Consider the following 23,964-nt stretch of genomic DNA (forward strand, 5'->3'; position numbering starts at 1 on the left):
CTCCTGTTTCTTATAAATTCATTGTTTTATTAAGAATAATCTTTTCAACCGAAAAAAGCTCAATTTTTACTCAGCTGCTTTTAATTCAAGAATTGCATCTCGTAAAGTCGCTGCCGTTTCAAAGTCTAAAGCTTTTGCGGCTTCACGCATTTCATCTTCCATTTTAGCAATAAATTCTTTTTTCTCTGTCTTAGATAATTCGTCAAAAGAAGTTGTGTCATAAGAAATTTCTTGATCTTCAGCAACTTTACTAATACTTATCAGTTCTCGTACTTCTTTGATAATTGTTTTTGGAACCATATTGTGATCTTGATTGTATTTTTCTTGAATTTCCCGACGACGAGAGGTTTCATCCATTGCTTTTTGCATCGAATCAGTGATCTTATCAGCATACATGACAACTTTACCAGATGAATTTCTTGCTGCCCGTCCAATAGTTTGCACTAATGAGCGCTCGCTTCTTAAGAAACCTTCTTTATCAGCATCTAAAATAGCCACTAATGAAACTTCCGGCACATCCAATCCTTCTCTCAACAGGTTAATACCGATTAACGCATCAAATTTTCCCAAACGTAAATCTCGGATAATTTCCGTTCGTTCTAACGTCTTAATATCACTGTGGAGATACTTGACCCGCATCCCTAACTCTTTAAAGTAATCTGTTAAATCTTCAGACATCTTTTTCGTTAAAGTCGTAATAAAGACCCGCTCATTTTTCTCAGCACGTTCATTAATCTCTCCAACTAAGTCATCGATTTGACCCATGATCGGTCGAACTTCTATAACTGGATCTAATAATCCCGTTGGTCGAATAATTTGTTCGATTACGGTATTTGTTTGCTCATATTCATAAGGTCCAGGTGTGGCAGAAACATAAACAATCTGATTCACTCGTTCTTCAAACTCTTCTAAGCGTAGTGGACGATTATCCAACGCAGATGGTAAACGGAATCCATAATCTACCAACATTTGTTTTCTAGCCCGGTCGCCATTATACATTCCGCGAACTTGTGGCATCGTTACGTGAGATTCATCAATTACTAATAAGAAATCATCTGGGAAAAAGTCAATTAAAGTAAACGGTGGCTCTCCTTCAGAACGGCCATCCATATGACGTGAATAATTTTCAATCCCAGAGGTATAACCCATCTCCCGCATCATTTCAATATCATAATTTGTCCGTTGCTCTAAACGTTGGGCCTCAAGTAGTTTATTGTCTGCTTTCAAAACTTCCAATCGTTCATCTAATTCTTTTTGAATGTTGGCAATCGCTTTTTCTAGATGATCCTCGTTTGTTAAAAAGTGAGTAGCTGGGAAGATTGCAACATGCTCTGTCTCACCAACAACCTCACCAGTCAGTGCGTCAACTTCACGAATGCGGTCAATTTCATCACCGAAAAATTCAATCCGCAATGCCCGTTCATCTCTTGAAGCTGGGAATATTTCGACAACATCTCCTCTTACGCGAAAACGCCCCCGTTGGAAATCTATGTCATTTCTTTCAAACTGAATATCAATTAAATTACGCAATAATTGATTCCGGTCCATCTCCATACCAACTCGCAATGAAACAACTTGTTCCTGATATTCCTTTGGTGAACCTAATCCAAATATACAAGAAACTGAAGCAACCACTATCACGTCATTTCGTTCTAATAAAGAACTTGTCGCTGAATGTCGCAATTTGTCGATTTCATCATTAATAGAGGAATCTTTTTCAATATATGTATCACTGGAAGGGACATATGCTTCTGGTTGATAATAATCATAATAACTAACAAAATACTCGACCGCATTATTTGGGAAAAATTCTTTAAATTCCCCATACAACTGTCCAGCTAAAGTTTTATTATGAGCAATGATTAAAGTTGGTTTATTTACTTCTTTTATTACGTTAGAAATTGTATAAGTCTTCCCTGTACCTGTTGCACCTAAAAGGATTTGAGCCTTTTTTCCATCAACAATCCCTTCAGATAATTGGTTAATAGCTGCTGGTTGATCACCAGCCGGCTGATATTTTGAATGCAGATCAAAGGTGTTTTCGGTCTGTCTATCGATCATCATATACGCCCCTTTCAAAATAAAATCTCAACAACAAATTATATCATACCGAACATACTTTCGCTATTTTTTACTCTTGAATAGTTAATATTTTCTTTATTGCCGATAATCTAACATCAGATGTAAGAAGTTTCTGATTATTTTTTATTTTGGGTTCTAATTTACTTGTCATTTATCCTTTTCCTACAATATAATAAGTGAATGCAAAAGATTTAGGAGGAAACATATGAAAAAGAACAAATTTTTAATGTATCTGTTTTTCATGTTGGTAGGGATTCTAACATTGGGATTTGCTTCAACTAATGAAGCAGCAGAAAAAACTTATAAAATTGGAACAGATTTAACTTTTGCTCCATTTGAATTCCAAGATAGTTCTGGTGAATACGTCGGAGTTGATGTTGATCTAATAAATGAAATTGCCAAAGAAGAAGGCTTCAAAATAGATTTACGGCCACTTGGATTCGATCCATCCATCCAAGGTGTGCAATCAAATCAATTAGACGGTATGATTGCTGGCATGAGCGTAACGAAAGAAAGAGAAAAAACTTTCGATTTCTCTGATTCTTATTTTGATGGTGGGATTCAGATGGCCGTTCAAGCGAGCAATAATGACATTCAGTCTTATGATGATTTGTCAGGCAAAACAGTAGCAGCCAAAGTTGGTACGCAAAGTGCTAGCTTTTTAGAAGAAAATCAAGATAAATATGGCTACTCAATCAAAAATTATGATGCTGCCGATGCTATGTATAATGCCCTTAACAATAATAACGTTCAAGCAATATTTGATGATTATCCAGTTCTGGGCTACGCTATCACTAGCGGCCAAGATTTTAAATTAGTAGGTGATCAACAAGAAAGTAATCCTTACGCCTTTGCGGTAAAAAAAGGTGAAAATAGTGAACTTTTGAAAAAATTCAATGCTGGACTTAAAAAATTAAAAGCCAGCGGAAAATATGATGAAATTTTAAATGAATATATTTCAACTGGATCAGATAATGCTACAACTACCTCTAGTTCGATTTCTGAAATGAAAAAAATCACACCATTAAAGGATAGCTACACAGTTGTCAGTGACTCAGCCTTTGCGCCTTTTGAGTATGAAGATGCTGACGGTGTTTATAAAGGAATCGACGTTGATTTACTAACTCGAATTGCTGAATTACAAGGGTTTAATTTAGATATGAAATATATCGGCTTCTCAGCGGCATTGCAATCCTTAGATTCTGGTCAAGGCGATGGCATGATTGCTGGGATGACTATGACTGATGAAAGAAAAGCAAATTATGACTTCTCTGATTCGTATTTTGATAGCGGTATTCAACTTGCTGTTGCTGAAGATAATGATGACATCAAAAACTATGATGATTTAGCTGGAAAAACCGTCGGTGCTAAAGTTGGTACGGAAAGTTCTGACTGGTTACAAAGCCATGCCAAAGAATATGATTTTGACGTCAAAAACTTTGATACTGCCGATCAATTATATGATGCAGTTAAAGTTGGTTCAATTGATGCTATGATGGATGATTATCCTGTTATCGGTTATGCCATTAATCAAGGACAAGCCTTGAAAACGCCAATTGAACGAGAATCTGGCGGACAATACGGTTTTGCCGTTAAAAAAGGTAGTAACCCAGAATTAATCGAAATGTTTAACGAAGGCTTGAAAGAATTAAAACAAACCGGAGAATATGATGAGATTGTCAATACCTATATCGGCAATGAAAGCTCATCAGAAAATAGTAATGCTGACAGTGTAGATGAGTCTACCATTTGGGGTCTAATCAAAAATAATTATCCTGCCTTATTAGAAGGTTTATGGAATACCATTGTTTTAGCTTTGGTTTCATTTGCTTTAGCTTTAATTGTCGGAGTGATTTTTGGTTTGTTCCGAGTATCTCCAATCGGCTGGTTAAGAACAATTGCTGGAATCTATATCGATATCATCCGGGGAATTCCAATGATGGTATTAGCCTTCTTCATTTTCTTTGGCTTGCCCGGAATGACTGGTATTACCATTCCCGATTTTGCCGCAGGAATAATTACCTTAACCCTGAATGCCAGTGCTTATATCGCCGAAATTGTTCGCGGCGGGATTAACGCTGTACCAGTTGGTCAAATGGAAGCCTCCCGTAGTCTCGGGTTAGGCTACAATAAAACGATGCAAAAAATTGTCTTACCTCAAGCAGTCAAAATTATGATTCCTTCTTTTATTAATCAATTTGTTATTAGTTTGAAGGATACAACAATTATCTCGGCCATTGGGGTAGTGGAATTACTACAAACTGGTAAAATTATCGTGGCACGAACGACGCAAAGTTCTTATGTCTACCTAATTATTGCTATTATGTATTTGGTCTTAATCACGATTTTAACAAAATTTGCCAATCGCTTAGATAAGAAGGTGAAATAATGAGTGAAAAAATAGTTGTAAAAAATCTCGTCAAAAAATTTGGCGACAATACCGTTTTAGATGATTTAAATTTAACCATTAAAGAAGGCGAAGTGGTTTGTATTATCGGCCCTTCTGGCTCAGGAAAAAGTACATTTCTTCGTTGTTTAAATCGCTTAGAAGATCCAACTTCTGGGCAAATTTTAGTAGATGGTCAAGATTTAACTTCAAAAGAAACCAATATTAATGCTGTCCGCCAACACATCGGAATGGTGTTTCAACATTTTAATTTGTTTCCTCATCTATCTGTTTTACAAAATATTACTTTGGCACCAATGGATTTAAAAGGCACTTCAAAAGCAGATGCTGACAAACGAGGTGAAGAATTGTTGGCACAAGTTGGACTAGCTGAGAAAAAAGATGTTTATCCTGATAGTTTGTCCGGTGGTCAAAAACAACGTGTAGCGATTGCCCGAGCGTTAGCTATGAATCCTGATATCATGCTGTTTGATGAACCTACTTCTGCTTTGGATCCGGAGATGGTTGGAGATGTACTACAAGTTATGAAAGATTTAGCCTTGCAAGGGATGACAATGGCTATCGTAACCCACGAAATGGGCTTTGCAAAAGAAGTTGCCGATCGAGTTATTTTCACAGACGGTGGTAAAATTTTAGAAGACGGTACTCCAGAACAAGTCTTCGGCAATCCTCATAACGAACGAACCAAAGATTTCTTGAATAAAGTTTTAAATGTATAAAGTAAAAGTACGCCGAGTAAACTCGACGTGCTTTTTTTCATATTAAAAAAAAGAGTACTGCATCTCTGCAATACTCCTTCACTATCAAATTAAGCTTCGATTTCTGAAACAATACCAGAACCAACTGTACGTCCACCTTCACGAATAGAGAAAGTTGTACCTTGTTCAATGGCAACTGGGTGAATCAAATCAACTTCGATTGTCACGTTATCGCCAGGCATTACCATTTCAATTCCTTCTGGAAGCATAATATTACCAGTAACATCAGTTGTCCGGAAGTAAAATTGAGGACGGTAATTATTGAAGAATGGTGTATGACGTCCACCTTCTTCTTTACTCAATACATAAACTTCAGCTTTAAACTTAGTATGTGGTGTAATTGAACCAGGTTTAGCAATAACTTGTCCACGCTCGATTTCATCACGTGTAATACCACGTAATAAGATACCTACGTTGTCCCCTGCTTCACCATAATCTAAAGTTTTACGGAACATTTCTAAACCAGTTACAATTGCTTTTTGAGTTTCTGGTTTAATTCCGACGATTTCAATTTCATCGCCGACAGATACTTTACCACGGTCGATACGACCAGAAGCAACAGTACCACGACCAGTAATTGAGAACACGTCTTCCACAGGTAGTAATAATGGTTTATCAGTGTCACGTTCTGGAGTTGGAATATATTCATCAACAGTATCCATTAATTCCATGATTACTGCTTCTTGTTCAGGATCGCCTTCTAAAGCTTTTAAAGCAGAACCTTTAAGAACAGGAATATCATCACCTGGGAAACCATATTCAGATAATAGTTCACGAACTTCCATTTCAACTAAGTCGATTAATTCTTCGTCATCTACTAAGTCAACTTTGTTTAAGAAGACGATTAAGTATTTAACACCCACTTGGCGTGATAATAAGATATGTTCACGTGTTTGTGGCATAGGACCATCAGTTGCAGATACAACTAGGATTGCGCCATCCATTTGGGCAGCACCAGTAATCATGTTTTTAACATAGTCCGCGTGTCCTGGTGCATCGATATGTGCATAGTGACGTTTTTCAGTTTCATATTCAACATGGGCTGTATTAATAGTAATCCCACGTTCTCTTTCTTCTGGTGCTGCATCAATACTTGCATAGTCTTGAGGATTTGCTAATCCTTTTTTACCTAATACTGTTGTAATTGCTGCTGTTAGTGTTGTTTTACCATGGTCAACGTGTCCAATTGTACCGATGTTAACGTGTGGTTTACTTCTATCATAATGTGCTTTTGCCATAATAATACAGACCTCCTAAGAATTTTAAAAAGTTCTCTCAAACTTCACGGATTCATTATAAATCTTTTTTTTTAAAATGAAAAGATTTACACTCCTTACTTTTTGTAAGAACTATAAACACATAATACATCAAAAATGGTCAAAGTCAAGCAATTGCATCAAAAAATTGCATTGGACGAAATTGACTTTTTAAGTAATAATGAAAATAAAGTATGAAAAGGAGAAAAACATGAAATCATTTCAAGAAAAACTAGCTGAAATTCCTATACATATTAAACAAAGTTTTAGTGTTGGTTTTGTTTATTTCGTTGTTGCTGGAAAATATCAACACTTTCCAGCTCGCCAGTGGTCTGAAAAGCAAATATTAGATTATTTTAAAAACCGATACGATGAACTAGGAGAAATTATTCCTCATGACTCAGATTTACTAAAAGAATTAAAGTTACCGAATCATCCCGAAGTTTTTATCGTGATTCCCTATAGAAAGGACAAAAATAATTGACTCTATTAAAAGTTGAAAATATTTCTTATCGTCTATCAAATGATAAAATCATCTTAAGTGATATAAATTTAAACGTTGATACACAAGATTTTATTACGATCACCGGACCTTCTGGCGGCGGTAAAAGTACCTTATTAAAAATAATTGCTTCATTAGTAACACCAACTGTTGGAAAAATATATCTTGAAGAACAATTACAAACCGATTATCTTTATACCGACTATCGTAAAGAAGTTTCCTATTGTTTCCAACAACCTACATTGTTTGGAGAAACTGTTGGCGACAATCTCCGCTTTCCTTTTGAAGTTCGTAATTTACCTTTTAATCAAAAAGCTGCCGTGGAGAAGTTAAAAGCTGTCGCTTTACCCGCGTCTTATTTAGATAAAAAAATTACTGAACTCTCTGGCGGTGAAAAACAACGAGTTGCTCTAATTCGCAATATATTATTTTCGCCAAAACTGTTACTACTGGACGAAGTAACAACCGGTTTGGATGAAGACAGTAAAAAAATTGTCCATCAACTGATTGATCAACTGCAACAAACTGGGGTCACCATTATCCAAGTGACCCACGACGAAACAGAAATTTACCAAGCAAAAAAAGTGCTTTGGATTAAAGGAGGAAAATTAGCTTATGAACCTAGCCGTGGATAATACATCATTATTTATCGCTTTTGCCCTCGTATTAATTGCTGTATTCATTAGTATGCGAGAAAAACTCGATCTATCAAAAGATATTCTTTTCAGCATCACACGAGCTATTATTCAATTAGTCATTGTTGGCTTTGTTCTTAAATATATTTTCCAAGTTGACAATACCATACTGACATCCCTAATGAGCTTATTTATTGTCCTAAATGCTTCGTGGAATGCCCATAGAAGAAATCCGAATCAGCATAAGAAGTTTTTCCATTCTTTGTTAGCGATTTTTGTTAGTACTTATGTGACCTTGGGTGTTTTATTATTGGCAGGCGCGATTAATTTTATTCCTTCACAAATTGTTCCGATAACTGGGATGATCGCTAGTAATTCAATGATTGCTATTGGTTTATGTTATCGCAATATGCAGGCAAAATTCCAAGATCAACGACAACAAATTTTAGAAAAACTGGCTCTAGGAGCAACCATCAAACAGTCCTCTCAAGATATTTTGAGACATAGCATTAAAACTGCTATGCAGCCTACGATTGATTCTGCCAAAACTGTTGGCTTGGTTAGCCTACCTGGAATGATGTCTGGTTTAATTTTCGCTGGTGTAGATCCCGTGCATGCGATTAAATACCAAATCATGGTTACTTTTATGCTACTTTCAACAACCAGCTTAGGTTCCATTATTGCTGGTTATACAGCTTACACCCATTATTACAATCACAATCATCAATTAAGGGATTAAAAAAATTGCCAGAAGTGACGCGAAGACGTCCTTTCTGGCATTTTTTTAGACTAACAAGCTATACAACATTTTATTTTGACTTAAATCAATGTACTGAGGATCAAATTTTTTCAAATTAGTCAGTAACTTATCTAAATCAGCTGCATTTTGTAATAAAATTCCTAACAAAACTGGACCAGTTCCACGATTGATTTTTTTAGTATATTCAAAACGTGTAATGTCATCTTCAGGGCCTAGAACCGATTGAACAAATTCCTTAGTTGCACCAGGTCTTTGAGGGAAATTCACTACAAAATAATGTTTTAATCCCTCATAAACAAGTGACCGCTCATCAATCTCAGCCATCCGATTAATATCATTGTTTCCACCACTGATGACACAGATAACCGTCTTCCCTTTAATTTCTTCTTTCAACAGCTCCAAAGCTGCTACACTTAAAGCTCCTGCTGGTTCGGCAACAATTGCTTGTTTTCCATATAGTGATAAAATAGTCGAACATACTAAACCTTCATCAACAGCGACTAATTGATCGACTTGTTTTTTTGCATGCTGATAAGTCTGCTGACCAACTTTTTTGACTGCTGCGCCATCGACAAATTTTTCAATTTCAGATAATTCAATTGGTTCACCTTGATCAAAAGCTGCTTGCATAGAAGCTGCCCCAGCAGGTTCCACTCCAATAATTTTTGTAGAAGGTTCGGTATTTTTTACATAAGATGAAACACCACTGATTAATCCTCCGCCACCAATCGCACAGACGACATAATCAGGTTTGAAGCCTTCTTGCAACGCATCTGTCATCATTTCTAAAGCCAAAGTACCTTGACCAGCAATAATTGCCTGATCATCGAAAGGATCAATAAAAGTTTTTCCATTTTCTTCGGTAAATTGTCTTGCAGCTGTAGCAGCTGCATCAAAAGTATCCCCTACTAGGTGGATCGTTACGTCATCCCCACCAAAGAAGCGAACTTGTCCTACCTTTTGTTGAGGTGTAGTGACTGGCATAAAAATATCAGCTTGAGCTTTCAATTCGTGACAAGTAAAGGCCACCCCTTGAGCATGGTTTCCAGCACTAGCACAAACAACTCCTTTCGCTAAATCTTCGGCAGAAAGTCGTTTGATTGCATAATAAGCACCACGTAATTTAAAAGATCGAACTTTTTGTAAATCTTCCCTTTTTAGTAAAACATTGGCTTGATATTTTTCTGATAAATATCGGTCATGTTGCAATGGCGTTCGTGTTACAGCGTGTTTAATTGTTTGAAAGGCTTCACGAACATCTTGATCAGTTACTAAATCCAAAAGCTTCACCTCTAATCTTTTTGAGTAACAAACGGCATCATTTTTCTTAGCTCACTACCAACGGCCTCAATTTGATGTCCAGCATTTTTTTCACGCATTGCTTCAAATTCTTTAAAACCATTTTTATTATCATCGATAAAGCCTTTAGCAAATTTACCGTTTTGGATATCTGTTAAGACAGCTTTCATGTTTTCTTTCGTCGCATCAGTAATTACCCGCGGACCTGAAACATAATCTCCGTATTCAGCAGTGTTAGAGATGGAATGACGCATTTTTTTGAAGCCACCTTCATAAATTAAATCAACAATCAATTTCATTTCATGACAAACTTCAAAGTAAGCCAATTCAGGCTGATACCCTGCTTCAACTAATGTTTCAAATCCAGCTTCTATCATAGAGGTTAAACCACCACACAGAACTGCTTGTTCTCCAAATAAATCTGTTTCAGTTTCTTCTTTAAAGGTTGTTTCTAACACACCAACTCTGGTTGCACCAATTCCCTTAGCATAAGACAAAGCTAATTCAGTTGCTTTTCCAGTAGCATCTTGATAAACCGCAAACAAAGCTGGTACCGCAAATCCTTCTGTAAAAGTACGACGCACTAAATGTCCAGGACCTTTTGGTGCAACTAAAAAGACATCCACATCTTTAGGCGGCGTAATAACTTCAAAATGGATATTAAATCCATGGGCAAAAGCTAGTGCATCACCGGCAGTTAAATTTGGTGCAATCTCATTTTCATATAATCCACCTTGAACTTCATCAGGAGCTAAGATCATCACAACATTTGCTTGTTTTGTTGCTTCAGCAACATTAGCTACTTTAAAACCATCATTACGTGCTGCTTCCGCCGATTTTCCTTCTCTAACAGCAACCACCACGTCATGACCATTATCCCGTAAGTTTTGCGCGTGAGCGTGACCTTGCGAGCCATACCCCACAATTGCTACTGTTTTTCCTGTTAATACATCTTCTGTTACTGCCTCATCATAATAAACTTTTACCATCTACGATTCCTCCATTTTTTGCTTAATATCTATTAAAAGCACTGCTGCTGTTAACCACGTCTAAATCCAGTAATTCCTGTTCTTGCTAATTTTTTAATGCCATAAGGTTGAAGTACTTCAATGCAAGCATTGACTTTTTCTGCCGATCCGGCTACTTGGACGACAATCGTTTTTAATGCCACATCGACAACATCAGCTCGAAAAGGTTCAATTACGGCCTGTACTTCTGAGCGCTGAGTGGCGGGAGCATTAACTTTAATCAATGCCAATTCCCGTTCTAAGTGGGGCTCATCAGTGATATCTGAAACTTTTAAGACTGGAATTTGTTTGTTTAATTGTTTGGTTACTTGCTCAATTTCTGCCAAGTCATCCGCTTGGACTACAAAAGTCATTTGGGAAAAATTTTTTCGTTCAGTTTTACCAACTGAGATACTGTCGATATTGACTTGCCGTCGATTTAATACGCCCGTCATTCTACCTAGTACACCAGACTCATCTTGAACAATTGCTGTAATCATTCTGCGCATTTATTCAACTCCCAACATTTGATCATTTGGTTGACCTGCTGGAACCATTGGTAAAACATGTTCACGATTATCCACTAAAACTTCAATTAAAGCAGGACCTTCACAAGAAAATGCTTCCTGCAATTGTTCCATCAAATTTTCTGGTTCAGTAATTTTGAAGCTTGCTAAATCATAGGCCTCAGCAATTTTGCAGAAGTTTGGTTGATGAGTAAACTCTGATCGTGAACGTCTTTCATTAAAGAAACGTTCTTGCCACTGACGAACCATTCCTAACGAACGATTGTTTAGTAAAACAAATTTAATAGATAAATTATTTTCCACTAAGATCGCCATTTCTTGATTGGTCATTTGAAAGCCACCATCACCTACAAAAACGATCACTTCTTTTTCAGGATGAGCTATTTTCGCACCAATACCTGCTGGAATACCATAACCCATCGTGCCAAGTCCACCACTAGTGATCAATTGTCGCGGGAAATTAAAAGGATAGAATTGGGCTGTCCACATTTGATGCTGACCAACATCGGTGGCGACATAGGCCTGACCATTGGTTATTTCACCTACTAATTCAATCACTTGCTGTGGCTTAATCGATGTTTGACTTAGTTGATAATGATAAGGATGAGCTATTTTATTTGCCAACGTTTTCTCTAACCAAGCTTCCTGTTTTGGCTGATTCATTTCATACGTTAACATTTCTTTTAAAGCTTCTTTAGCGTCAGCCACAATCGGAATATCTACGGCAATAACCTTTCCGATTTCACCAGGATCAATATTAACTTGAGCAATTTTTGCATGAGGGGCAAAATTTTCAGCTGAAGTTGCCAAACGATCATCAAAGCGACTGCCGATATTAATTAACAAGTCAGCTTCCATTAAAGCCATATTAGCTGCATAAGTTCCATGCATACCGCCCATTCCTAGAAATAATTCATGTTTGCTGGGTAGAATCCCTAAACCTAATAAAGTCGCCACCGTGGGTAATTGATATTTCTCAACAAACTGTAAGAATTCTGCTTGTGCCTCAGCGGCTGTTACCCCAGCGCCAACTAAGACAACCGGTTTTTTTGCTTTTTCCAACTGGTTCATCAAACGAGTCAACTGCAATTTAGAAGGCTGCGTATTTGGTTGGTAGCTTTCTAAAAAAACAACATTGTCTTTACTTGGATCACATTTAGCTACTGTCATATCTTTTGGTAAATCAATTACTACCGGTCCTTTTCGACCAGTCGTAGCCACATGAAAGGCTTCATTGACAATTCTAGGGATATCTTCAACTTTTCTCACTTGATAATTGTGTTTGGTAATTGGTAATGTGATGCCTAAAATGTCTGCTTCTTGAAAAGCATCTTTACCAATTCCCGGAGTTCCAACTTGTCCCGTTATGACAACTAAAGGCAACGAATCACTCATAGCATCTGCAATTCCAGTCACTACATTCGTAGCTCCTGGACCACTTGTCACTAATACGACTCCAGGTTTTCCAGTGGCTTTTGCATACCCTTCAGCTGCATGAACAGCACCTTGCTCGTGACGAGTTAAGATATTGGGAATTTTTTCATCATACAAAGTATCATATAAAGGTAATACCGCACCGCCCGGATAACCGAAAATCATTTCTACATTTTGCTTTATTAAAGTATCAATTAAAATCTCTGCACCATTTTGTTTAGCTTCTGGCATGAAAGCTGGATCAATTTTTTCCATTAGCAATCCTCCTACTCTGGTAATTTCATAATGCCGCCTGTATGGGCTGAAGTAACTAAGGCTGAATAACGACCCAGCCAACCAGTCTTCACTTTAGGTACAAATTTTTGTTGCTGGTCTTTTCGTTTGGCTAAAACCTCATCACTCACGTTTAAATTTAAATGACGATTTGTTAAATCAATCGTGATTTCATCTCCATCTTCCACTAAAGCAATCGGACCACCGCTAGCAGCTTCTGGTGAAATATGTCCTACAGCAATTCCACGTGTCGCCCCAGAAAACCGACCGTCTGTAATTAGTGCAACATCTTTTCCTAAACCACGTCCCACAATACTTGACGTTGGCGCCAACATTTCCGGCATTCCCGGACCACCTTTTGGTCCTTCATAGCGAATAACCACCACATGACCAGCTTTAACTGTATGGTCATCAATTGCTGCTACTGCATCATCATGAGAATCAAAACAAATCGCTTCTCCAGTAAAAGTTTTAATGCTGGCATCAACACCACCAACTTTAATTACACTGCCTTCTGGTGCCAAATTACCATATAATATTGATAAACCACCAACCGGACTATACGGATTTTCTTTTGGATGAATGACTTCAGGATTTTGAATTGTCCTTTTAGCAACATTTTCTCGTAATGTTTTTCCTGAAACAGTGATTCGATCCGGATGAATCGCGCCATCAATATCAACCAATTCATGAATAATAGCTGAAACACCACCTGCTTCGTGAACATCATGCATTGAGTAAGCAGAAGATGGAGCAATTTTAGATAAATAAGGAACTTTTTCCGCGATACTATTAACTGCTTCTAGGTCATAATCAATTTCAGCTTCATTGGCAATTGCTAACGTATGAAGAACGGTATTTGTAGAGCCACCCATTGCCATATCCAAAGCAAACGCATCGTCAATTGCCTCTTTTGTTACAATATCTCTCGGTTTGATTTGTTTTTTAACTAAATCCATTAAATGAACAGCTGATTCTTTGACTAATTCTTTGCGTTCTTCCGAGACTGCCAAAATAGTGCCATTTCCAGGTAAAGCAAGACCTAACATTTCTAACAAACAATTCATAGAGTTTGCTGTAAACATTCCGGCACAAGAACCACAAGTCGGACAAGCGTTTTGCTCCATAAATAAAAAGTCTTTTTCATTCATTTTGCCATCTTTAAAGGCACCCACTGCTTCAAACATTGAAGATAAAGTAGTTTGATGGCCAGTCGGATCCACTCCAGCTTTCATGGGACCACCTGAGCAAAAAATTGAAGGCACATTGGTTCTCATAGCTGCCATAATCATTCCAGGAGTTATTTTGTCACAATTAGGAATATAAAAAACGCCATCAAACCAGTGAGCATTAATTACCGTTTCAGCAGAATCTGCAATTAACTCTCGGCTAGGTAGCGAATACCGCATACCAATATGTCCCATCGCTATGCCATCATCCACACCAATCGTATTAAACTCAAAAGGAATCCCACCAGCTTCTCGAATCGCTTCTTTGGCAACATCAGCCAATTCTCTTAAATGGACATGACCAGGAACAATATCAATATAAGAATTACAAATAGCAATAAATGGTTTATTCATCTCCTCGATATTTTTCACTTGACCCGTTGCATAAAGTAAACTTCTAGCTGGTGCTGCATCAATACCTTTTTTAATTTTATCGCTTCTCATCATTCCATCTCCTTCAACAAAAAAAGCATCCCAGATAATAACTGGGATGCTTTTGCAAGAATCCCGATTCTACACGAATAGGACTCAAACAATTCGGAAAACTTCTCCTGAATGTTCTAAGTCCTGCACCTAATTAATAAGACGATTAAAAATTCTCTATTAAGTCTACGCATTGAAATCGGCTCCTTTTTTTAAATAATTGATTTTTTATACTATACCTTTACTAAAATTAAAAGTCAATGAGTTTTTATTTACAAAAACCTTTTTTTCTAATTGTAAGCTAATCAAAACCTCATCCGCTTTCATTCTATCCTCCAATTATCTAAAATTTAAATAATGAATAGTAAAAAAAAATGTACTAATAGATAATCGCGCTCTTTTACATTGCAAAAATATACGGTAATTTCAAGATAATTGATAATTAAGATGGATTAATCCACAAGAAATTTTTTTGCAAAAAATTCTAATATTGAATAAAAAAAGACCCCAACAAAAGTTGAGTCTAACGATGAGTTTATATTAATAAATATCAAATCCATTAAAATCTATATATAAAAAGCCTACTCCAAATTAATTTTTAATTACTCGTAATAAGCTTCTTTTTTTATTCCTGGATAGATTCTAATTTCAAAATTACATCAATAGTTTGGTTAAATTATCAATACCTTTACTTAGTTTTATTTAAGATTTTTTTCAATAAAAAAAGACTCAACAAAAAATTGAGTCTAGAGGGCGAACGATGGGAATCGAACCCACGAGTGCCGGAGCCACAATCCGGTGCGTTAACCACTTCGCCACGATCGCCATGGCATCATTTAAATAATTCAAAGAAAAAAATAAGATATATTGATATCACATCTTCGTCAATACCAGCGGGCGAGTCGAACCGGCACACTCGTGAGGGAACTGAATTTTGAGCTGTTCAATAAATCCAATTTGAACCCCTTATAGCCGAAAAAGATGCATATATCAATATTTTTAACCAGTTTTGATTGGTTTGTTTAATCTGTTATCGAAGACTTCTAGAAAACCATCATAAAACACTGTTTTTAAAGATTTTTTTAACAGGCATGATAGCTATTTATGTGGTGTAAATAGTTATTTTATATGCCTTCTAGATTATCAACTATATTAGAATAGCATTTCTCCTAGTAATTGTCTACAACAAATCCCTAATTTATCGCATATTTAGCTTAGATGTTTGACTACTTCCTATAATTTCCCAATCAGCAAGCAAAGTTTCTATTATTAAGGCATGAATTAAGGTAGATACTCTGAAATTGACATTAAAAGCCACTGAAAGTTGAAGTTAACTATACATAAATACACCATAGATAGTTCAGCTAATTACCATCGTAATTTTTGCTCTAAGATGGGCTAATGCTTATTGGTAATTCCAAATTCAACTAATTATTTCATCAATTAAATTATTGTGACTAACCATTTTATTAAACACAGAAGACTTTTTAAAATGATGAATTAGGTTCCTTTAGAAACGCTAACTCTTCTGGTGTTGAAGAACGATTCAGTACAGCATTCCTATGAGGATATCGTCCAAAGCGTTCAATAATATCGCGGTGGCGTTTTTCAAAATCTAGATTGTTTTCCATGCCAGGTTCTGAGAATAGTGTCAATGCTTGCTGATGAATAGCTAGCGATTCAGAATGCATAAATGGCATATAAACAAACGATCTCTCCTCCACAGTCAACTCGTTTAACTCATCTTTGCCAATTGCTTCTTGGGCTAAGACTAAAGCCATACCATCATAAGCAAAAGATCGAGGATCATCACGGAATAGATTACGGGAAAATTGATCCAAAACCAAAATCTCAGCCAATCTTCCTTGAATAGTATCCCTCCAGAAAGCTTTCTCTCCTTGAGACACCTGTTTGTGTAAAGCTCCAAAACGTTCATTAATTGTTTGATCAAAAACCTCATCTTTTTTAAACCATTGCTCTGTTGTTGACTCTGTAAACCAAAAATCCAATACTGTTTGACTCTCCATCGTTGTTTCCTCCTTTTGAAATAAATATCACTGCTCATTAACTACGAATAATCAATGTGAATAAAACAATTATCCTGTACTTGTACTTACCTTCTATGTAAACTCTTAAAGTTTTACTCCCTAGCATAAATCCTTTAAAGAAACCACATAGCTTATACGAATATATTCTTCCATACTTCAAGATACACCGAATCACTATAAAGTTAACTATTAAAGAAAAATTTTCAAATAATTATTGATCTACTTTATCTTATTTAATAATTTCACGAAATCTTTATGATGGTTTTTATTGCCTAATACTTTGCTTGAGACATTAAACTGAACCACATTGTCCTTCAAATCAGTAATTGAAATACTGTACAGTAGAAAATTTTTCTTAATGATAAAATCAGCAATGTCATCTCGATAGATAACTGAGACATTATCCACTAATTTACCCAATTGATTGACAGGTAATATTTTAATATCCTTTTCACTAATGGCTAACCACGCGCCTTGAACTATATAATTGTCCAAATTCAAATAATTCATTCGTACATATAATGGCTGGGTTGTTTTCAAAGTTACATATATTATTAACTCTTCTCCGCTATAAATCTCTAACTCTTTTAAGAAAGAGATAATTTCATCATGTTGAACTATTAATCCCATGCTAACCTCTTTATCACTTTAGTTAATAACTATTAATAGAATAACAAATATATTTGATAGTAACAAATCAAGCATTTGAAACCCCAGTTCTATCACAATTCACTTTAATGGATCATTAATTACATTAAATGGATCACTTATTTAAAATATAATTCTTCTTAGTAGATGATTCTCAAAATATTATCAACCTTATTCTGGACAATTACATAGAGTGATTGACAGTTTTATTTAACTTCAACAACAAATTAAAATCTTAACCTTACACTCTGATTTAATAAATCATCTTCCTTACTTAACTCCATATTATAATGGCAGAAACGAAGTTAACACTTCTGAAATAATTTCATACAAATTTTTAAAACTAAATACCTTTTTTAGATTTCAACTACGCCAAGATTTTTCAGCTTATCAAAATGAACATGAAACTCCAACTTTGAAATTTCATCAATTTCTCAATGAAACATTCCTCACACTCACATACTTTTTTTCTGAATCCTACCAAAACCTGGGAAAAAAATTATGCCTCCCAAACAGAGTAATCATTCAGTGGTTAATGTCCATTTACGGCAACCATGAGAATAGCGATTTATGAAGACACTAAAAAGCGATGGATTATTCCATCCACCACTGAGTATTATGTTAATTCATCAAACAATTCTATCGAGGCCGATAGGATTTCTAGCAAAACCTATTATGTTTACTAATCATTATGTGGACTTAGTGTTAATAAAGGATTTTATAACTTATTTAATCAGAATTATATAAACTACTATTTAGTGATTCGTAAAAACCTCAGTCAGCATACTAATTACAAAAGTAAGAATACCTCCAGCAAGTACAAATCCTAATATAATAAGAATTTTAGCTCTAATATCCTTTTTTTGATTTCGTTGCAGCCTTATTTCATCCAAATTACTGTGTCCTTCAGTGAAAGAAATAATTTCTTTATACGTTTTTATATCGTATTTCTTTTTAGTTTTCTCAATTCTAAATGCAAATATCATAGCAATTCCCCATAGAGTGACGAAAGGAATAAATCCCCACCAAGAAAAAATTGACATACTAGGCACCCCTATAATTAATGCTAAAACCAAGAAAAGCAACATTTTTTTACTATCTTGATCCATTCTTTTGCTCGCAATGGTATCTTTCATAGTATCCACGTCTCCTTTAACTAATTCATCTAGTGAGATATCAAAAAGAATACTTAAGGCAACTAAATTATGAATATCTGGATAGCTTTTATCATTCTCCCATTTTGAAATAGTTTGTCGAGTAACAAAAATTTTTTCAGCCAGCACTTCTTGAGAAAACTTGTTTATTTCCCGATATTTTTTTAATTGTTTACTAAAGTTCATTTTGTCCTCCTAATGATTTTAGATTAACGTGAAAGCATACTTTTGTCTGTCTATTAATAGTTCCAACGAGTTATATTTAAGTGTACACGTTTGTTTACAGTCATTCAATCGAGGTTTTTAATTCTAATAATGAAATTTCTGTACTTAAGCCAGTTCCTTAACTAGAAAAAAGAACTATATTTATAGTATTAATCATCTCGTAGATGATTAGTCTTATATTTAATGTTTTGTAACTCTTCTTTTAATTGACCGAAAGATAGGCAATCAATTACGTAAAACAAATCGTTTATTCCAAGCTAATCTTTCTTCACAGATTTCTCACATGTTTATAGTTAATTCTCTCTCGACAATCCATGAACCAAACACTATAGAGGCAAGCTTAAAGAGCTAATGAACCAACTTTCAGCTCAGGTCAACTTAGATTGACTGATTTTAGACATTGACAAACAGATCCTGAGCTTAATTTAACCTTACATAAAGTGGCTAACAAATTCTAAAGACAAACTATAGATTTTAAGCACTGGAATATCTGAACAGTTCAATGCATTTTTAACTTTGTTTGAGACAAAGGAAAATATAATTAAAAAACACTTAGGTCATTCTTCTAGTACAATCAACTATGACGTGTATAGTCACCTTTATCTAACAAGTTAAAAAAATGCCGATCATCTGGAAAAATTTATGTAATAGGTAAAACAAAATAAATATCCTCAGCTAACCAGATAAAATCGGTCAAACTGATGATATATTATTTTGGGAAATATAGAAACAATTGGAAATTAAGTTGATTTTCAGCAAAAAAATTAGCTTTAATTCAAATGTAGTAAGTTCTAAAAACAACCCATATACTTAATATCTATTTTGAAGCATCCCCCAAAAGTATCCAATATAGATGATTCCACATAGAAAAATTTTGACCGATCCATATTGCAAAATGTTTATAGGCAAAACAAAAGACCTACTCATTAGATATCAAATGAGTAGGTCTTTTTATACCGGCGGCCAGAGCCACATGATAAAAAATACCATTAAATAGTTTTTAAATCTCTTTTATTTAGCGGTTTTCATAAAATACCTTTAAATACATTTCAATTCCTCGCACCATTTTCGCACCCATGTTTTTCATGATTAAATAACGATTTAAAAAAGTGAGTTCATCAAGCCACGAGTTTTAGACCTAGTTCTCGCATCGTATTCTTGAAAGACATGATAGTATGTTTTTCTAATTTCTTCTGGCATATCACCAACAATTAATGCCACTTCTTCTACAGCATACCCTTGATAAATTAAGAAAGAAACAAATGTATGTCGGCAACAGTGCATAGAAAAGTTTGGCTTATCTATTATGCCACACTCAACAAGAATTTTCTTAATCTCAATATTGGCTTTTCGGTTATTACATATCCCCTCTTGCCAATCAAAGAAAACTTGTTTACGAGGATTGGGAATATTCCTAGCTTGGCATCTTTTTGATTGATACTGCCATAACTCTCTAACAAGCTCAGCCAAATTCTGTGACATTTCTACTTTTCGATAACTATTGGCATTTTTACAAGGAAGCCAATCATTCGAATTTGAAGGAGGTTCAATGTAGTCATAGGTCTTGTTGATGTCTATAAAACCCTGCTCAAAATTCAGATCATCAATGGTAAGTCCAACAATTTCAGAAAAACGACATCCTGTTAACAAAGCAAAGATTATTGCATAGTAGATAGAAGAATCCTTATTTCTATGTTGCACCACATATTGCACAACTTTTTTATACTGAGCATCATCAATATATTTTTGATAGACTGGTTTCTCCTTTGACTTATCCCCTAACCCTCTTAAAGAGCTTCCAGAAGTAAACTCAACAGAGATATGACCTAGAGCAAACGCTTGTTTTACACATGCACGCATGTGAGTGTGAAATTTTTCAAGCGTAGCTGGTGCATAATCTCTCGAGAATCTATTTAATAAATCCACGTACCTATCATTAGTTAAATCAGATAATGAGATTTCTCCAAGATAATCTTTAATGTATCTCTTGCTATCTTGATAATGTCCTTGGGTCTTTCTTGAGCTAGATTCCTTTTTATATTTCTGAAAAAACCATTCAAAGTATTCATAAAAGGGAACAGCAAAAGCCATTTGTCTATCTTTTGAAGAGATTGATTGTGCATACTCTACAGCTTTCATGGCTTCAAACTTAGTTGAAAAGCTACCTAATGCTTTATTTTCATACCCTCCTGTTTCTTTTTTCACACTTATAAAGGCACGCCATTTTGTACCACGCTTGCTAACACCCATTCAAACACCATCTCTTTCTAGATGAGTGTTTAAACAGCTATATATGGTCAATGTTATTATACCTCATTTTTTTCAAAGTTAGTAAAAATTTCTGGAAAATTCTCTTCAATAAAAGTTAATAATTTGCTTTCTAGTATATAATATTTTCCTGAGCTACCACCTTTAGGATATGCGACACATCCATTAGGGTTCTCTTTAATATCTAATGTCTTTTTGAATTTTGGATTTAAAAGAATTAGCTCATTAAACATGGGTCTACTAAGGCAAGTGTGCTTCTTTCTAAAATCCTCTACAGAAACGCAGTTTCCTTTAAACCCTAATTCTTTTAAAGCTTTATATTCATCTTTTTGGATTAGAACAAAATTTTCCGGCAATACGATACGTGCCTGATACTCAATGATTTGTTCCAAATTTATCACCTCCAATTTTTAACCTATCTATACTTACTTTTCTTAGATAACTGTTTCATTTTCTAACTACTTTCAAATCGCTTTAGGTAAAGCACATAGGAATTTCACCTCTCCTCAGTCTACGGGAGCCTTGCGGAAGTATCATTATATTCTGCCACCGTCATTGCAACTTGATTGCCTAAATCAAATCCTGCATTAACTAGATATCGCTCACTAAAGTCTTGGCGTAGCTTTGCTGTAGCTCTGGCAACAGAAAACGTAATTTAAAAGTTCATTATTCAATTTTCAAGGAACGATCGGCATTATTTTTGCCTTCACTAGATAAATAGACAAAGACAGACATTTTGAAACTATAAAATTTCAAAACATCTGTCTTTTTGCTTATTCTTTTAAATATTTATCAATATCAAATGACTGCACCGCCACAATAAATTGAGCGGCTAGTTCTTGATAACAATCCTTATTCACTTGCTTTGAGTATCGTCGCGAATGATTAATAATGGACGGCTCAAAAGAAAGAAATAATTCGAGCAATGCCTCTTCATCTCCATTTTTTGCTCTTTGAAGAAGAGGAACTAAGTTAACTGCCATAATATCTCCACCTTAATCATCAAGTTTATAATTTTAAACTTTTTTCAGGTGGTGATTTATTTCGAGCAACTATTTTTAAAATAGAAAGTATTCTTTTAACTTGGCAAAAGCTTTGCGCTTTTTTTTAGAAATCATTTGGCTGCTTACATGAAGTTTCTTTCCAATTTCCGCATCTGAAAGTCTTTTTGAATACTTCTCACTGAGAATAAAGAGTTCGTCATTAGTTAGACATGAAAGGCTTAAACGAAGCTGTTCATTCTCAAAATTCATTTCAAAAATTTCTTCAGGAGTAAATCCTTTTTCATTGAGACTTCCTGTTTGTTCATTTTGATTAAACTCTGTCAGTTCTTGAGATTCGTGAGAAAATATCTTTCCTTGCTTGTTATAAAAGGCATTTGCCTGACGTTGTAAAGTAACAGTAATATAACGAATAAAAATATAAGTGACGTCCATTTCTGTTTTCATTTAGCAAACGCCTCCTACAATTTTGGCAGGTGATATTGCCAGTAACCACGATAGGCACGCTCAATCGGCAAAGAGCGCTCTTTTAGCATTTTAGGTAAAATGTTACAAGTTAAGTTCTTGTAGGAAATACATAGTTCATATTCTGTATTTATTTTTTTTAATAATTGCTGATTACTCAATGGTACTGGGCTTTGCTTTAAAATAGATAAAATATTTTTAGATACACGATCAAAGGAAACATGATGTTGCGTTTTATTTTTTCTAAATAGTTAGTCTTTACTTTGTGTTTTTTCTTTTTCTAATACTGAAATGTTTTTTTTGTTTCCAGACAATATTTCAGCAGATAACTGCTCTATAGAGTTTAAGTTATCTAAGCGTTGCTTTAGTTCCTCATATTGTTTATTCAGTTCTCTTCTTTCATCAATAAGCTTTCTTAAAAGGTCGTAGATCAATTGCTTTTCTTTTTGAATATCTAACATAAATATCCCTCCTACATAATAAATAGGTGGGAGCCTTTTTTTTGAAACCATAAACTAATATTAATTATCTTAAATACTATAAATATCTAAAACTATTCACCATGGCTAAATATGCATTATGGTAATTTTTGACCCTTAAGTCTATAAAAAAAGTGCAAAAAGATTTTAGACTTTTCGCACTTTAAAAATTAATCAAAAAACTATGACTTGTATTTAGCTAAAAATTCCTCTCTATCAGAACTATAACGATGGTATTTGCCATCTTCATCAACTGACAGTAAAAGTAAGAGCATATCAATAATTGCCATGTGTGCCATTCTAGTAGAACTAATTGCTTCAAAATAAATTTTCTCACTTGTAAAGCTCAAAAGAACTTGATCTACCAAATTAACTAATGGCGATTTTGCATAGCTAGTTATTGCAATTGATGGCGTTTTACGTTCCTTAGCGATTGTAGCGATATCCACAATCATGTTAGTGCTTCCTGAATTAGATATCAATAAACATGCATCTTTTTCAGTCATTTGAAAAGCAGCGTTTGTTTGCATTTCAGGACTTATATCGACATTCGTTCTGATACCATATTGATTAAACTGATAAGCCGCATAAACTGCTAATGGATTCGTATTGCCTGCACCAAATATATAAAGAGTGTCACAACTTTTAATAAGCTCAAGTGATTTTTTTACCATTTCTCTGTCAATGAGTTCATCACATTTCTTTAGCTCTTCACATTTATATTGAAAAATATTTTGAATTGATGTATTGTAATCGTTCAAATTAATTTCAAAATTAGAATCAGTATTTTCTTCTTGAATATTTCTAGCTAATGATATTTTAAAGTGATAAAAACCCTTACAGCCAGCTTTTTTCGACATTCTCATAACAGTTGCTTCACTAACATTTGTTTTCTCCGCTAATTCTGTAACACTCATATTTGTTACTTCATTTGGGTGTTCCATAACAAAATCGGCAGCTTTTTTTTCTTGTTCAAACAAATCATCATAAATATTTTTTAACGATAGTAAGACATTTATATCATTCATAAGCAACCTCCATATTATCTAGTCATTCATTAATTATAAACCATGGAGGCTTTCCA

21 protein-coding genes and 1 tRNA gene are annotated in these 23,964 nt (G+C 34.9%); 5 read left to right on the plus strand and 17 right to left on the minus strand.

Translation table 11 applies throughout. The features are described 5' to 3' along the window. Positions 1-66: 66 nt before the first annotated feature. Complete coding sequence (gene uvrB / locus ID741_RS12070; RefSeq protein ID WP_218325418.1) at positions 67-2,061, minus strand: excinuclease ABC subunit UvrB; 1,995 nt, start codon at positions 2,059-2,061, stop codon at positions 67-69. 226 nt (positions 2,062-2,287) lie between these two features. Between uvrB and ID741_RS12075 the strand changes: the two genes are divergently transcribed. Next, on the plus strand, positions 2,288-4,471 hold the full coding sequence (locus ID741_RS12075; RefSeq protein ID WP_438720133.1) for an amino acid ABC transporter substrate-binding protein/permease: 2,184 nt from the start codon (positions 2,288-2,290) through the stop codon (positions 4,469-4,471). Beyond that, a complete protein-coding gene (locus tag ID741_RS12080) occupies positions 4,471-5,208 on the plus strand; it encodes an amino acid ABC transporter ATP-binding protein (RefSeq protein ID WP_438720134.1) in 738 nt (245 codons plus the stop codon). The genes ID741_RS12075 and ID741_RS12080 overlap by 1 nt, the downstream gene beginning before the upstream one ends. 89 nt (positions 5,209-5,297) lie before the next feature. Here ID741_RS12080 and tuf read toward each other — a convergent pair whose 3' ends face one another. Beyond that, on the minus strand, positions 5,298-6,485 hold the full coding sequence (gene tuf, locus ID741_RS12085) for an elongation factor Tu (RefSeq protein ID WP_218325421.1): 1,188 nt from the start codon (positions 6,483-6,485) through the stop codon (positions 5,298-5,300). A 229-nt stretch (positions 6,486-6,714) separates the two neighbouring features. On the opposite strand from tuf, the gene ID741_RS12090 reads away from it, so the two are divergent. The 3 genes from ID741_RS12090 to ID741_RS12100 are packed head-to-tail and all read left to right on the plus strand — an operon-like array spanning position 6,715 to position 8,379. After that, the gene (locus ID741_RS12090; RefSeq protein ID WP_218325422.1) at positions 6,715-6,987 is read left to right on the plus strand and encodes a hypothetical protein; all 273 of its coding nucleotides are present in this window, start codon (positions 6,715-6,717) and stop codon (positions 6,985-6,987) included. Next, the gene (locus ID741_RS12095; RefSeq protein WP_218325423.1) at positions 6,984-7,640 is read left to right on the plus strand and encodes an ABC transporter ATP-binding protein; all 657 of its coding nucleotides are present in this window, start codon (positions 6,984-6,986) and stop codon (positions 7,638-7,640) included. Before ID741_RS12090 ends, ID741_RS12095 begins: the two co-directional genes overlap by 4 nt. Beyond that, positions 7,621-8,379 carry an ABC transporter permease gene (locus ID741_RS12100; RefSeq protein ID WP_218325424.1) on the plus strand — a complete coding sequence of 253 codons (759 nt, stop codon included), beginning with the start codon at positions 7,621-7,623 and terminating at the stop codon, positions 8,377-8,379. Before ID741_RS12095 ends, ID741_RS12100 begins: the two co-directional genes overlap by 20 nt. A gap of 45 nt (positions 8,380-8,424) precedes the next feature. Here the strand turns inward: ID741_RS12100 and ilvA are convergent, their stop codons facing one another. The 15 genes from ilvA to ID741_RS12175 form a co-directional block, all read right to left on the minus strand. Further along, positions 8,425-9,681 (minus strand): threonine ammonia-lyase IlvA, encoded by a 1,257-nt coding sequence (ilvA, locus tag ID741_RS12105; protein WP_438720135.1) that lies wholly within the window; start codon positions 9,679-9,681, stop codon positions 8,425-8,427. 11 nt (positions 9,682-9,692) lie between these two features. Beyond that, entirely contained in the window at positions 9,693-10,688 is a 996-nt protein-coding gene (gene ilvC / locus ID741_RS12110) for a ketol-acid reductoisomerase (protein ID WP_218325426.1), read from the minus strand. Positions 10,689-10,738: 50 nt separating this feature from the next. Further along, complete coding sequence (gene ilvN / locus ID741_RS12115; RefSeq protein WP_218325427.1) at positions 10,739-11,215, minus strand: acetolactate synthase small subunit; 477 nt, start codon at positions 11,213-11,215, stop codon at positions 10,739-10,741. Beyond that, positions 11,216-12,922 carry a biosynthetic-type acetolactate synthase large subunit gene (ilvB, locus tag ID741_RS12120; RefSeq protein WP_246601410.1) on the minus strand — a complete coding sequence of 569 codons (1,707 nt, stop codon included), beginning with the start codon at positions 12,920-12,922 and terminating at the stop codon, positions 11,216-11,218. Between the two features lie 11 nt (positions 12,923-12,933). Further along, entirely contained in the window at positions 12,934-14,613 is a 1,680-nt protein-coding gene (ilvD, locus tag ID741_RS12125; RefSeq protein ID WP_218325461.1) for a dihydroxy-acid dehydratase, read from the minus strand. A gap of 731 nt (positions 14,614-15,344) precedes the next feature. Beyond that, a tRNA-His gene (locus tag ID741_RS12130) sits at positions 15,345-15,417 on the minus strand. Between the two features lie 662 nt (positions 15,418-16,079). Next, positions 16,080-16,619, minus strand: a complete 540-nt coding sequence (locus ID741_RS12135; protein ID WP_218325428.1) for a DUF924 family protein — start codon at positions 16,617-16,619, stop codon at positions 16,080-16,082. Positions 16,620-16,859: 240 nt separating this feature from the next. After that, positions 16,860-17,270 (minus strand): hypothetical protein, encoded by a 411-nt coding sequence (locus tag ID741_RS12140; RefSeq protein ID WP_218325429.1) that lies wholly within the window; start codon positions 17,268-17,270, stop codon positions 16,860-16,862. Positions 17,271-18,043: 773 nt separating this feature from the next. Then, positions 18,044-18,628 (minus strand): helix-turn-helix domain-containing protein, encoded by a 585-nt coding sequence (locus tag ID741_RS12145; protein ID WP_218325430.1) that lies wholly within the window; start codon positions 18,626-18,628, stop codon positions 18,044-18,046. A 1,140-nt stretch (positions 18,629-19,768) separates the two neighbouring features. Then, on the minus strand, positions 19,769-20,917 hold the full coding sequence (locus tag ID741_RS12150; RefSeq protein ID WP_438720136.1) for a tyrosine-type recombinase/integrase: 1,149 nt from the start codon (positions 20,915-20,917) through the stop codon (positions 19,769-19,771). Between the two features lie 56 nt (positions 20,918-20,973). Next, on the minus strand, positions 20,974-21,336 hold the full coding sequence (locus tag ID741_RS12155; RefSeq protein ID WP_438709676.1) for a DUF771 domain-containing protein: 363 nt from the start codon (positions 21,334-21,336) through the stop codon (positions 20,974-20,976). Between the two features lie 372 nt (positions 21,337-21,708). Next, entirely contained in the window at positions 21,709-21,918 is a 210-nt protein-coding gene (locus tag ID741_RS12160; RefSeq protein ID WP_438709675.1) for a helix-turn-helix domain-containing protein, read from the minus strand. 75 nt (positions 21,919-21,993) lie between these two features. After that, positions 21,994-22,383 carry a sigma factor-like helix-turn-helix DNA-binding protein gene (locus ID741_RS12165; RefSeq protein WP_438709674.1) on the minus strand — a complete coding sequence of 130 codons (390 nt, stop codon included), beginning with the start codon at positions 22,381-22,383 and terminating at the stop codon, positions 21,994-21,996. Positions 22,384-22,652: 269 nt separating this feature from the next. Next, positions 22,653-22,862, minus strand: coding sequence for a hypothetical protein (locus ID741_RS12170; RefSeq protein ID WP_438720137.1), 210 nt, complete (start codon positions 22,860-22,862; stop codon positions 22,653-22,655). 200 nt (positions 22,863-23,062) lie between these two features. Continuing rightward, the gene (locus tag ID741_RS12175; protein WP_438709672.1) at positions 23,063-23,908 is read right to left on the minus strand and encodes a MurR/RpiR family transcriptional regulator; all 846 of its coding nucleotides are present in this window, start codon (positions 23,906-23,908) and stop codon (positions 23,063-23,065) included. Positions 23,909-23,964 lie beyond the last annotated feature (56 nt).

This window comes from Enterococcus sp. AZ103, from assembly GCF_051714685.1.
GTDB classification, from domain to species: domain Bacteria; phylum Bacillota; class Bacilli; order Lactobacillales; family Enterococcaceae; genus Enterococcus_A; species Enterococcus_A alishanensis.

What these genes read in the sequence shown, in the direction of transcription:
- uvrB (WP_218325418.1), bottom strand. Translation starts at nt 2,061, where the DNA reads ATGATCGATAGACAGACCGAAAACACCTTTGATCTGCATTCAAAATAT.
- ID741_RS12075 (WP_438720133.1), top strand. Translation starts at nt 2,288, where the DNA reads ATGAAAAAGAACAAATTTTTAATGTATCTGTTTTTCATGTTGGTAGGG.
- ID741_RS12080 (WP_438720134.1), top strand. Translation starts at nt 4,471, where the DNA reads ATGAGTGAAAAAATAGTTGTAAAAAATCTCGTCAAAAAATTTGGCGAC.
- tuf (WP_218325421.1), bottom strand. Translation starts at nt 6,485, where the DNA reads ATGGCAAAAGCACATTATGATAGAAGTAAACCACACGTTAACATCGGT.
- ID741_RS12090 (WP_218325422.1), top strand. Translation starts at nt 6,715, where the DNA reads ATGAAATCATTTCAAGAAAAACTAGCTGAAATTCCTATACATATTAAA.
- ID741_RS12100 (WP_218325424.1), top strand. Translation starts at nt 7,621, where the DNA reads ATGAACCTAGCCGTGGATAATACATCATTATTTATCGCTTTTGCCCTC.
- ilvC (WP_218325426.1), bottom strand. Translation starts at nt 10,688, where the DNA reads ATGGTAAAAGTTTATTATGATGAGGCAGTAACAGAAGATGTATTAACA.
- ilvN (WP_218325427.1), bottom strand. Translation starts at nt 11,215, where the DNA reads ATGCGCAGAATGATTACAGCAATTGTTCAAGATGAGTCTGGTGTACTA.
- ilvB (WP_246601410.1), bottom strand. Translation starts at nt 12,922, where the DNA reads ATGGAAAAAATTGATCCAGCTTTCATGCCAGAAGCTAAACAAAATGGT.
- ilvD (WP_218325461.1), bottom strand. Translation starts at nt 14,613, where the DNA reads ATGAGAAGCGATAAAATTAAAAAAGGTATTGATGCAGCACCAGCTAGA.
- ID741_RS12135 (WP_218325428.1), bottom strand. Translation starts at nt 16,619, where the DNA reads ATGGAGAGTCAAACAGTATTGGATTTTTGGTTTACAGAGTCAACAACA.
- ID741_RS12140 (WP_218325429.1), bottom strand. Translation starts at nt 17,270, where the DNA reads ATGGGATTAATAGTTCAACATGATGAAATTATCTCTTTCTTAAAAGAG.
- ID741_RS12145 (WP_218325430.1), bottom strand. Translation starts at nt 18,628, where the DNA reads ATGAACTTTAGTAAACAATTAAAAAAATATCGGGAAATAAACAAGTTT.
- ID741_RS12150 (WP_438720136.1), bottom strand. Translation starts at nt 20,917, where the DNA reads ATGGGTGTTAGCAAGCGTGGTACAAAATGGCGTGCCTTTATAAGTGTG.
- ID741_RS12160 (WP_438709675.1), bottom strand. Translation starts at nt 21,918, where the DNA reads ATGGCAGTTAACTTAGTTCCTCTTCTTCAAAGAGCAAAAAATGGAGAT.
- ID741_RS12165 (WP_438709674.1), bottom strand. Translation starts at nt 22,383, where the DNA reads ATGAAAACAGAAATGGACGTCACTTATATTTTTATTCGTTATATTACT.
- ID741_RS12170 (WP_438720137.1), bottom strand. Translation starts at nt 22,862, where the DNA reads ATGTTAGATATTCAAAAAGAAAAGCAATTGATCTACGACCTTTTAAGA.
- ID741_RS12175 (WP_438709672.1), bottom strand. Translation starts at nt 23,908, where the DNA reads ATGAATGATATAAATGTCTTACTATCGTTAAAAAATATTTATGATGAT.